The following is an 11,397-nucleotide window of genomic DNA, read 5'->3' as shown; positions in this document are numbered from 1 at the left end:
GGTCCAAAATAATCATTCCCCTGTGTGTTTAAAATTTAATCATGGATGTTTCATTATTATGATTTTTTTGATGGGGATAAAATTATTTTCTATTTTGTAGTTTTACAATGCTTCGGAAAGTTGTTAGAAGCACACAATTTTGTTAGTCATGGCAGGCAGAAAAATATCGAGTACCAATAATGCTAATAGAAATCAATTGATAAACGAATGCGGCACAATGTATGCCCTGATCCTTTTATCGGGCAGATGGAAAATGACTATTCTGCATAAATTATCAATTAAGGACATGCGTTTTACGGAGCTGAAAGAATATATCCCTAATATTTCTGACAGGATGCTTACGCTTCATTTAAAAGAGATGGAGCGAGATGGACTGGTGGAAAGGACCGTGTTTGCAGAAGTTCCACCGAAAGTTGAGTACAAGCTGACTATCAGTTCGAAAAAACTGGTGCCTATTTGGGAACAATTGGAAGTATGGGGTACCGAACATTATAAAAAGCAATTGAAGAAATCAGGTTCCGTAACGGGGGTTTAAGGTGCAAACGAGCACCAGTCGAGTGGGATATAATTTAACCGGGGATGTCTACTTTATATGAAGGGGTGTCAACTTTATTAGCGGGGACGCCGACTTTATTCATGGGGGTGTCTACTATACTCCCGGGTATATCTACTTTGACTATGAGGATGTTTACTTTAGCTATGAGGATATCCACTTTATTCCCGGATATGCTTTCTTCTCTGTATATATGCTGAAAAAAACAAAGGCACAAAACAACTTTTCGCCTGTTTTGTGCCTTTTATATACGGTGTACGTTAGAAAGCGGACATTTACAGGTCGCGTTTCTTTAATAGGGCATAGGACCAGTAAATAAACAGAGTGGTCCATACGAGTACGATAGCTATTTCATACCAGTGTACGCCATAGTCTTTGGTGATGGTCTCGCCGATCTGGCTGGCTACCGTACGGGCGGCATTGAGCCGTGTCAAGGGCTCTTTTATAAGGTTGCTCATGGCATTCAACGGAAAGAAACTGGCTATGGCCGAGGCTGTTTTTCCGTCAGATTGCCATTGGATAAGTCCGTATAATATCCCCTCTATGGCCTGCCAGAGTACCAGGAACCCTAAGGCAAAAGCGGACCGCTTTATAAGCATGCCAAGGAAGAGACAGAAGGAGAAAAAGCCTACCAGTTTTATAAAATAGGCCAGGAGGTATTCCAGGTCCGAGAAAATAATGGAAATCTCATTATAGTCGGAGTAAATAAGTCCCAGTATCATGGAAACTGCAAAGACAAATACAGTAGATATGGCTGCAAAACTCAGGACGGTGAGAAACTTGGAATAGATGAATTCCCATTTGCTCAGTCCGTCTATCAGGTTCTGTTTTATGGTTTTGTTGCTGTATTCATTGGCAGTCATGGAAACGATAATGATAGCCAGGAACAACTTTAACCAGGCTGCTATATAGGTATTAAAATGCCAGATGTAAGGGAAGTTAAAGATCCCCTGTTCAGCCACCTGGAAATGTACCTGGCCGATATCGAACTTAATGGTTGCTATGAGCGCAATGCAAAGCAACAGTGCAAAATACGCGGTAATCAGAATCTTACTGGAACGGTTGTTCCAGAGTTTTATAAATTCTATCTGTAATAGGCGAAGCATGCTTAATAGTTTTTTAGTTTGTTAGTTGGGAGTTTTTTAGCTTCCTGTTTTTTTGTATTACGACGGATTCACGGATGTTTTTTTTGGTTGTCCTTTCGGGACTTTTTTAAACTTTATCACAGCGGTTCGGAGATGTTCTTCTGTCATGGGTATGGTGTTTCTTTATAACCTTTCAAAAAATTATAGGTCAGATTTCTTAATAACCCGGTAACCTAATAATTTATCAACTCCCCGTAAGTGTAAGGAATTGTTCTTCAAGACTTTCCTTGCGTTTCACCAGATGGGAAAGCACAAAACCGTTATCGAACATAAAACGGTTAAAGGTCTCCGCTTCCATGGGTTCGTTGAGAAAAGCGGTGATGAGGTCGTTTTCTTCCTTGATTTCCCGGAAGGCATTATTATTTTGCAGCAGGGCGACGGCTCTTTGCTGCTCCGAGCATTTCAGTTCAAAAAAGCCGTGACTTGCAATCATCTCATCTACGCGTCCGGAGTACAGTTTTTCTCCCTTGCGGAGTACTACTACATGCGAACATACTTTCTCCACTTCGTCGAGCAGGTGTGATGCCAGAAGAATGGTGGTACCGTCTGCCGCAATCTGTTTAATCAGTTGCCTTATCTGGTGTATTCCCTGCGGGTCCAGTCCGTTCGTCGGTTCGTCCAGTATAAGTATTTCCGGGTCATTGAGCAGGGCAGAGGCTATGGCCAGACGTTGTTTCATTCCCAGGGAATAGGTCCTGAACTTGCTGTCCTTACGGTCGGCCAGTCCTACCACTTCGAGTTTTTCAAGTATCTTTTCATGAGGTACTCCCTTGATCTTACATACCAGCTCCAGGTTTTTTTCGGCAGACAGGTAAGGGTAGAAGTTAGGCCGCTCAATGATAGCGCCTACTTTTTTAAGGGCATTGTGTGTAGATACTTTTCCTTCAAACCAGTCGAAATCTCCCGAAGTTTTGTTTACCACGTTCAGGACAATACCCAGGGTGGTCGATTTTCCGCTGCCGTTCGGCCCCAGTATACCGTAAACGTTCCCCTTTTCTATGGTAAAAGACAGGTCACGCACCGCGGTGAGATAGCCGAATTTTTTGGTAAGGTTATGAATGCTTAAAATGGTTTCCAAAATATATGGTTTTTAGTTTTTTTTAGGACATGACAAAATCGGGCTTGAAATCCGGGGTCCCGGCAAGGGACCGAAAACAAATTTTACCATGGACCAGGGTCTTTTTAGTAAACATGACGGGTAAAGTACGATTTTGTTACACACCTTCGCATAATTTCCGGAATTTTTTTCGCACACTCTTGTCGCATCCTACCTGAAAAAATGTGTAAGTTTGAATACAGAATCCTTTTATACGAAGCCGATGTCCGAAGAAAAGCTCATGTCGAAGAAGAAACCTGCCTATCCCGTAACGGAGCAGCTGCACGCGTACCTGAAAGAGTATAACCGGGATATAAAGATCCCGATCTTTTACGAAGACCTCCTGCGGTTTTCAGGTTCTGTGGTGGTATACGACAAAAACGATGAGGATACGTTGTGGATACGGGTTTTTTATAACGAATTTGACCGGGAGGAGATAGACCTGAGCCTTAAAAGGGTATATTCCATTCTGCATTCGGACGGTAGCGACCGTATTTTGCAGTTCCTCAATGTAGATGCCATTGATTACTGTACATTCGGTAACTCCAAGCCCTTTCGCGTGAAGATCCGTAATGTGCTGAACGACAACTATACCTATTTCTATGTAAAAAAGGCCGATGCCTCCCGTGTGTATGGACTGGAACTGGAACACATGCTCTCGCCGTACAACCTGAACTTCCTGGTATACAAGGATACACTTATCGAAGAACATATAGCCGGAATTCCCGGAGATGTGTTTATCAAGGATTTCCTTCCCAACTGCACGGAGATGGAAAAAGCGCAGATAGCCAAGGAGTTCGTAAAATTCAATGAGCGCTGTATGATACGACTGCTGGGCGATATGCGGTCGTATAACTACGTTATCGTGTCTACCCACGATTTTGACCATGTAGTGTACCGCATCCGTGCCATAGATTTTGACCAGCAGAGTTTTGAAGGCAAATTTAAGGTGTACCGTCCCCAGTTTTTCAAGGAAAACAATGTTATGGTAAATATGGTGCGTGACAAATTGCAGCGGAGTTCGGTAGACCAGTACAAGGTAGAAGAGCGGTCTATCGTAGCCAAAAGGCTCATCAGTTATAACGAACGGATGGAAGAATTGCTGGCCTGTGCCAAAAACGATACCATATCCGTCCCCGAAAACGTAGAAAGGCTAAAAATGGAGATCCTGCATTTTGTACAGGACGTGGAATTTAAAAAGGCCACCAATATGGGACAGATTCTCGAGGCTGCCCTCGATTTCGTAAAGCGCAATTACGAGGATATCAATACCAGGGGATTGTTCAGAAGGAAGACTTAATGTCTTTTTTGGCCACGGATTCACGGATGTTTTTTTGTAGTTCCTTGCGGGATTTTTTTGTGGGGGGTGGTTTGCCACGGATGCGCTGATATTTTTCATTGTCCCTTCGCGGTGTTTTTCCGGACATTTATCATCGTGGTCCGATCAGGTCCGGGTCCCCTTAATAACCCATCAACTTCCAACTCCGAAATTGCCAACTCCTCAATAAAAAAGAGCGAACCCGGAAGTCCGCTCTTTATATGGTAAGCCTGTCTGACATCTCAAATCTAAGTCTGCTTAACTCTTTTCTTCCCGGTTAAAATACACCAGGTAATAATACATCTGCTTTTCTTCGTCCCAGCCTTTTTCCACGAACTTTTCGGCGGATTCGGGGTTTACGAAATCCATTTTTATCTGGATGTTGGTGTCCAGGTTAATGACGTTCTTGATTTTTTTCCGCGCTTCCGTAACGGCTTTGTTGGCTATGGGAAAGCTGGATACGTCCTCGATGTGGTATTTGGGACCTTTTTCAACCTTGTAATGTTTGAACTCAGGGATGAGTTCCGGGTTGTCCATGACCTCATTGAGGAAGCTGGTTTCCTCGAAATCGTCGTTTTTGGCAAAGTGGTTTACAGCACGGTTCATAAACATCACTTCCTGCTTTTTGTCTTCTGCAGGGAGCACTACGTCCTTGGCAAAGTCCTGGCAGAACTTCAGGTATTTTTTGGTGATGAAATTTTCGTCCGTAAGTGCATCCACTCCCAGGAAATTTTCCAGCCAGTACTTGGTATCGTAACGGTTGCTGTCTACGGAAAGGATTTTATAGCCTTCTTCGCGGTTGGTGTTGAAGATAATACAACCCTTATCCAGTTTGTTGATGTTAACGCCCTGCTGAATAACGATGTCCAGGTTGCTTTCCTCTTCGCGGAACTGGAGGAAATCGTGTTTTAATTCGCTCTTGAAAATACCTATGGCATCGACCTTCTGGTTGTCGAGCACCATGTCACTGAAATGAGCCACGTACACTTCCCCGCTTTTTATATGAGGGTGGTTGGACTGATCGAAAAGGTGTGTGGCAATTTTTTTGGAATTTTCATGTACGGTTGCCGGTTCCAGAAAGGTATTGGAAATAATTTCGAACAGCGGGTGGAATTCCACGTCTACCTCATTGGCAAAACGAAAGTAGTTCTCTTCCTTTTCCCGGAAAGGTTTCAGGAAATATTCTTTGAGTATCCCCGTGATTTCATCGTTCAGGAGATACGGTTCGCGGGAGAGGAAAATACCTTCGTTCCGGCTTTTATTACCTACCCGGTGTACGGAAAGGCTTTCTATTTGGCATGGATACAGGTTCAGCATATGGTTTTTATCGTATTGTTTTGCCACGGGCCTATTGTTTCCGGATGGAATACCGGTGGCGATTGTAGATTTTGTTAATGTGTTAACGTGTATTTACGGTTTTGTCACGGGTTAGGTTTTGCTGTTACGCGGCCCGGTTTTCCGTTCCGGGTAACCCTGCAATTCTTTCAGTTCCAGTTTTCATCAAAGTCCAGGTTATCATAGTCGTCTATGTCCATGCCGAAGTCGTTAAAATCTTCGCTCATGCCTTCTTCGGACTCAAATTGTTTTTCGGGAGGGAATTCCGGAAGCTGGCCGTGGGCGAACAGGAGGTTGGGATAAGACCTGCCATCCTCTTTCCCGGCGATATCCGCAAGTTCGACAAAGAAAGTCCACATGTTCAGAAAGTCATACACGTAGATAAGCCTGTTGTTTTCTTCGTCTACGACATCTTCAAGTATGGTTTCGCTCATCAGGCGTACGTCTATCTGCCCGTCTCCCATGTCAAAAAGGGCAATTTCCTCGCCCTGGTGCCATTCTTCGTTACTGAGATAGAAAGAGGCCATTTCCGAACCTTCAAAACCGAAAGCCTGGGTAATGGTATTGTGAAACTCCTCCATGGAATCCCCGGATTCTATTTCTATGTCCCTGAAAACGTCTTCTTCCGCATCTAATATTATCCTGAATTTATAAATCATATCCTATAGGTTGTATTTCTGTGTGTTATGTATGTTCCTGCCTGTAAGATGGCAACTTTTGAGCCTGTAAAGTTACAAAGATTTCGCCGCATGCCGTGTATCGAGCAACAGATAATACTGCACACCGAACAGAACGGACGCCAGGACCAGGTGCAGGGGTTGCGAAGCGAACGGAAAATCCAGGTAAGCCATGGCCACACCGCTGATAATCTCCAGCGCGATAAGTAACAGCACCCAGTTTACACGGGTGAAATACAACTTTCTGTTACGGTTGAGGATAAACAGGAATATATTGACAGCCAGTACCAGTATGGAAAAAGAACGGTGCAGGTAAAAGTCCAGTCCGGGATTGTTGAGCCATAAATCTTTGGCGGTATCTCCTACTATTTTTACCTGTTCGTCTACGAACTGCCTTACCTGCGTACCTAATACTATCTGTATGAGCGTGAGGAAAAGGGCCAGCCGGATGAGATTGGTAAAGAGCCGGTCCGGCTTATATTCGCTTTTACCCGTCCTGGTAAGGTGCAGTATATACAGGATAAGGGCTACAATGGCCAGTGCCATAACCATATGAACGGTGATTTTTACCGGGGCGAGGACGGAATAAACAACGGTAGCTCCCAACCAGGCCTGGAATCCCATACTGAATACGGCGAGCCAGGAGAGCAGGGTAATACTGCGTTTTTCTTTCCAGTAGACAAAGGAAGCCACGGCCATAAAGAGCGTAGCCATCCCGGCAACTGCTCCGCAAAGCCGGTTGATGTACTCTATCCAGGTGTGTCTGGGATTGAATACCGCATAATCGTGTTTGGTGTACGGGGCCCAGTTGCCGGAGCTATACGAGCCGGAAGTGGTAAAATCGGCCTTTGCAACCAGTAATGATTCGTCCCGGATGATGACCTGGCCCTTTTTATACGCTCTGTCCGGATGCCAGAGTAGCTGTGATTCTTCTGTGGGGGGAATGTAATACCCGAAACATTTGGGCCAGTCCGGACAGCCCATGCCGCTTCCTGTCATACGGACCAGGGCACCGGCAATGATAACCAGGTAAACGAGGATGAGGGTCGTTTTGGTTATGGTTCTGAAATTCTTTTTAAGCCACACGCGCATGTTGTTGTTTTTATGTGTTTACCACGATATTTAAGAACGGGGTTTTTATGGATTATATTTTTGTCCGTGTTTATTAGTTGGCACAGATACACTGATATTTTTGTGATTTCTTGCGGAACATTTGTTTTTGTATTGCCACGGATACACTGATGTTTTTTACGACTCCTTCCGGAATATTGGTACGGGGCTTTACCTTCAGGGATAAATTATTTTTGAGTTATACATTTAATTTTTATACAATACTTTGTGCAACCCTGCCTATGCCGGCAGGCAGGTCTGTGCCTGCTTTGTGAGTCTTTGTGATAAAATAAGACCCGTACAGTGAAAACCACAAAGAGCTCAAAGTTTTTCGCAAATCCCACAAAATCAGTGATATATCGATATCTGTCGGGATGAAATGCCTATTTATTTTATAAGGATACAAATATTTAACTCTTTGTTTATGAGATTGATACCAATAGTGTCTATGTGCATAACTCACACTCTTTTTACCTTTGTTTGCCTAAATAACTCAATAACCAAATAACTCCTATACTCCGAACTCCGGAACTCCCAACTCCACAACGAAACCACCTTATTTCCCGGGTTCTAATCCCAATTCCTGACCCTTCTTCAGCATAAAATCGCGGGCAGCTTCATATTCGTTAGGGATCTCCCCTTCCAGGATAGCTTCTTTGATGGCGTCTTTGATAAGGCCTATTTCGCGTGAGGGTTTCAGGTTAAAGGTATTCATGATATCCTCTCCGCTAATGGGTGGCTGGAAATTGCGGATGTGATCGCGTTCCTCCACTTCCACGATCTTCTGCCGGACGATCTGGAAATTATGATGGTACTTTTTGAATTTCTTCGGGTTTTTGGTCGTAATATCAGCTTCACACAGGGTCATGAGGTCTTCTACATGGTCACCGGCATCGAATACGAGGCGGCGTACGGCAGAGTCCGTAACGGTATCCTGTGCCAGTACAATGGGCCTGGAGCTCATTAATACCATTTTCTGGACGAACTTCATCTTTTCATTGAGCGGCATCCGCAGGCGTTTAAAGAGCCTGAATACCATTTTGGATCCTACAAATTCATGTCCGTGGAAGGTCCATCCTATCTTTTTGTCGAATCTTTTGGTGGGGGCCTTTCCTATATCGTGTAACAGGGCCGCCCACCGGAGCCACAGGTCATCCGTATTTTCGGATATATTGTCTACGACTTCGAGCGTGTGCCAGAAGTTGTCCTTATGCCGTTGCCCTTCTTTTTCTTCTATACCCTGTAACCTGGTGAGTTCGGGAAGGATAATATGGAGGAGCCCGGTTTTAAAAAGCAGGCTGAGACCAATGGAAGGTTTGTCGCATTTGAGTATTTTGTTGAGTTCATCTACGACACGCTCTTTGGAAATGATCTTTATCCTTTCCCTGTTCCGGGATATGGCCTCGAGCGAACCGGGAAAAATCTTAAAGTTTAATTGCGAAGCAAAACGAATGGCCCTGAGCATCCGCAGGGGATCGTCGGAATAGGTGATGTCCGGATCGAGAGGTGTGCGGATGAGTTTCTGTTTCAGATCGTCAACGCCCCCGAAAGAGTCCAGCAGATCACCAAAACTTTCTTTGTGTAGGGACAGAGCCAAAGCATTGATGGTAAAATCGCGCCGGTTCTGATCGTCCTGCAGGGTGCCGTTTTCCACAATGGGCTTACGGCTGTCCGAGCGGTAACTTTCTTTCCGTGCCCCTACGAACTCGACTTCCAGATCATTCCAGCGAAGCATCGCCGTACCGAAGTTTTTAAATACCTGTACTTTGGGTTTCCTGGGTAATTTTCCGGCTACTTTTCTGGCCAGTTCTATCCCGCTGCCTACCGCTACTATGTCAATATCTTTGGGCATATCGCGCTGCAACAGGTAATCCCGCACAAAACCGCCTATGACATAGCTGTCCACATCCAGCTCGGCAGCGGCTTCCGATATCACATTGAAAATCTCCTGTTGTAATGCTTCTTTATAATTCTGTACAGTCACCTTAAATTCTTTTTTTTGTTTCCACGGATGCACGAATGTTTTTTATGGTTCCTTGCGGAACTGATGTTTTATGCTATTCCTGGCTAAAAAATAATTCTTTTGTGGTCCGGCAGGTCTTTGTGAAAATTAGCTAACAGAGCCAACCGGCAACCGGATACTTTTAAATAATTAATACATTGTGCTATATGAGTATCCAGCATACTCTCTACACATTTTATTTTCAAAATTATTTTATCGAATATCACAAAATCCGCATAAAATTTATGGGGTAAAACAATATCTTTATAATTTACCCTGTACTCTTTTTCCCTTTCGAAGGGGATATCTTTAGATTTAAATTCGTGTTCGATGGCCTCTTTGTAAACAATTTCGGAAAAGCCATGTCCCAAATGGTTATACACTTCGAATAATGTTCCGATGATCGTATAGCTTTCTTCTTTATAAATTAAATCAGCCATGTTGATGTGGTTGGTTAGGGAATATATTTTACCCTTTTTAATTTTCCTGACAGGACTATAAAAACTTCTGCTCCTCCCTGCCGTCAGGCAGAAAAATAAAAACATCCGTGCATTCGTGGCAAAAACTACTTCCGGATGATCTTTACTACCCCGTCTTTACTGATCTTAATGATAGAAGAGGGCTTACCTCCTTTATTTTCGCGGTGCAAATTTACTACATAGTCGACACCTTTTAAAATTTCGTCACTTATTTCGGCATAGGATTGCGGGGTGGGCGCGCCGCTGATGTTTGCGGACGTGGAAACCAGCGGCTTCCCGAATTTACGGATAAGCCTTTGACAGAAGGTATCGGATGCCACCCTTATGGCAAGGGTATTGTCCGGTGCCACCAGATTGGGGGCGATGCCAACGGGATTGTCATAGATTATGGTCGTGGGGCGGGTAGCGAGGTCAATCACATCATAGGTTACATCGGCTATTTCCGGGATGTACTTTTCGAGCATGGGAACATCGGGTACCAGGCAAATGAGCGCTTTGGCATCCGGTCGTTTTTTTAATGCGTACACTTTGGCAACGGCTTCGGCATTGGTAGCATCACAGCCTATTCCCCATACGGTGTCGGTAGGATAGAGGAGAAGCCCTCCTTCCCTGAGCACAGTTACGGCGTTGTTGATTTCGTCTTGCATTTTACCGGGTTACTTTTTATTGTTTAACTAGCATTTAAACTTGTGCCTGCCGAAAGCAGGTCTGCAACTTTATTACGGTGACGTTGGTCCCTGCGAATTCCAGCTACTGATTTACGGGCGGTAGCAGTGGTTTTCTGAAAATTATTCGCGTCCTGGTATCAAAACATACCCTCGGCCTGTCCGTTGTCTTTAAACAGCGTTATGCCGAAATAATCGGCCAGGGCCTGCCATTGTTCCCTGTTCTTGTCCTGCCGGATGTTTTGTTTTTTCAGGCTGACTCCCTGCGTGCCTATAATGGGGATTACTTCTTTATTATAGCCCCTTACTTTTACCGATGGCGTGTCATTCAAAAGGGACATGGCCTTAAACCACAGGTCATCTGCCTTCGGAGAAAGCTTTAAAAACAGTTTTTCGTCGGTTACGGACGGGTGAAAGCTATCGGGGGGATATAAAACGCCTGAAGAACCGATAGGCAGAATGGCTTTTTCATCGATCCCGGACACATCTTTGTAATTCCAGTTTTTATAGGGAAGAACATTTCCTTCGCGGTCGTACCGGATAAGCCTTGTGGTAATGGCTACTACCGTTCCCGGTTTTTTCAGGTGTTCGTCGTACAACGTCATAAGCCAGTCTTTCGGGTAAATAAAATCATCGTCACAGGTTACGATCACCTTGTCCGGGAAGGATTTTAAGGATTCCACAAGTTTCAGGTGCGGACAATCGAGCGTGGAGAACCTCACTTCGAAAATATCCCCTTCCAGTACTTTCAGGCTGTCAGGGATCTGGTTTTTCAAAGATTCATGAAGCCATAAAACTATTTTTTGCGGCCTGGTCTCCTGCACTAAAATGCTTCGTATGACAATGTGCAGTTTATTCAGACGGAAAGGGATAGTGGTCAGCGAAACGATTACGGGAATTTCTTTTCCTGTTTTATGCCTGAGTTTATGGGCCGGTATGGCACGTAGTTTTAAGGTGTGGTATAGGGAAGGCGGTATTTCCTTGACTTTCATGTGTTTTAGTTGCTTAATTACAGGG

Annotated in this window: 11 protein-coding genes; 2 read left to right on the top strand and 9 right to left on the bottom strand. The window is 44.3% G+C overall.

Going from position 1 to position 11,397, the window contains the following annotated elements; genetic code table 11:
- Positions 1-148: 148 nt before the first annotated feature.
- Complete coding sequence (locus ED312_RS21995) at positions 149-535, top strand: winged helix-turn-helix transcriptional regulator (RefSeq protein ID WP_123218171.1); 387 nt, start codon at positions 149-151, stop codon at positions 533-535.
- Positions 536-828: 293 nt separating this feature from the next.
- Here the strand turns inward: ED312_RS21995 and ED312_RS21985 are convergent, their stop codons facing one another.
- Positions 829-1,659, bottom strand: coding sequence for an ABC transporter permease (locus tag ED312_RS21985; protein ID WP_123218169.1), 831 nt, complete (start codon positions 1,657-1,659; stop codon positions 829-831).
- A gap of 223 nt (positions 1,660-1,882) precedes the next feature.
- Positions 1,883-2,776: an ABC transporter ATP-binding protein gene (locus ED312_RS21980; protein ID WP_123218168.1), complete on the bottom strand. Its 894-nt coding sequence runs from the start codon at positions 2,774-2,776 to the stop codon at positions 1,883-1,885.
- 241 nt (positions 2,777-3,017) lie between these two features.
- On the opposite strand from ED312_RS21980, the gene ED312_RS21975 reads away from it, so the two are divergent.
- On the top strand, positions 3,018-4,094 hold the full coding sequence (locus ED312_RS21975) for a hypothetical protein (RefSeq protein WP_123218175.1): 1,077 nt from the start codon (positions 3,018-3,020) through the stop codon (positions 4,092-4,094).
- Between the two features lie 276 nt (positions 4,095-4,370).
- On the opposite strand, the gene ED312_RS21970 is transcribed toward ED312_RS21975, so the two are convergent.
- The 7 genes from ED312_RS21970 to ED312_RS21940 form a co-directional block, all read right to left on the bottom strand.
- A complete protein-coding gene (locus ED312_RS21970) occupies positions 4,371-5,429 on the bottom strand; it encodes a nucleoid-associated protein (protein ID WP_123218167.1) in 1,059 nt (352 codons plus the stop codon).
- A 167-nt stretch (positions 5,430-5,596) separates the two neighbouring features.
- Entirely contained in the window at positions 5,597-6,106 is a 510-nt protein-coding gene (locus ED312_RS21965) for an IS1096 element passenger TnpR family protein (protein WP_123218166.1), read from the bottom strand.
- Positions 6,107-6,178: 72 nt separating this feature from the next.
- Positions 6,179-7,216: a COX15/CtaA family protein gene (locus ED312_RS21960; RefSeq protein WP_123218165.1), complete on the bottom strand. Its 1,038-nt coding sequence runs from the start codon at positions 7,214-7,216 to the stop codon at positions 6,179-6,181.
- A 574-nt stretch (positions 7,217-7,790) separates the two neighbouring features.
- Positions 7,791-9,218, bottom strand: coding sequence for a CCA tRNA nucleotidyltransferase (locus ED312_RS21955; RefSeq protein ID WP_123218174.1), 1,428 nt, complete (start codon positions 9,216-9,218; stop codon positions 7,791-7,793).
- Positions 9,219-9,301: 83 nt separating this feature from the next.
- Positions 9,302-9,676 carry a GxxExxY protein gene (locus ED312_RS21950; RefSeq protein ID WP_123218164.1) on the bottom strand — a complete coding sequence of 125 codons (375 nt, stop codon included), beginning with the start codon at positions 9,674-9,676 and terminating at the stop codon, positions 9,302-9,304.
- 125 nt (positions 9,677-9,801) lie between these two features.
- On the bottom strand, positions 9,802-10,362 hold the full coding sequence (locus tag ED312_RS21945; protein WP_123218163.1) for an L-threonylcarbamoyladenylate synthase: 561 nt from the start codon (positions 10,360-10,362) through the stop codon (positions 9,802-9,804).
- A gap of 158 nt (positions 10,363-10,520) precedes the next feature.
- Positions 10,521-11,372, bottom strand: a complete 852-nt coding sequence (locus ED312_RS21940) for a hypothetical protein (protein WP_123218162.1) — start codon at positions 11,370-11,372, stop codon at positions 10,521-10,523.
- Positions 11,373-11,397: the final 25 nt, after the last annotated feature.

The sequence above is a fragment of the Sinomicrobium pectinilyticum genome (genome assembly GCF_003725735.1).
In the GTDB taxonomy this organism is placed as follows: Bacteria; Bacteroidota; Bacteroidia; order Flavobacteriales; family Flavobacteriaceae; genus Sinomicrobium; species Sinomicrobium pectinilyticum.
Note: the sequence above shows the minus strand (reverse complement) of the source record. Positions and strands in the feature narration are given on the sequence as shown.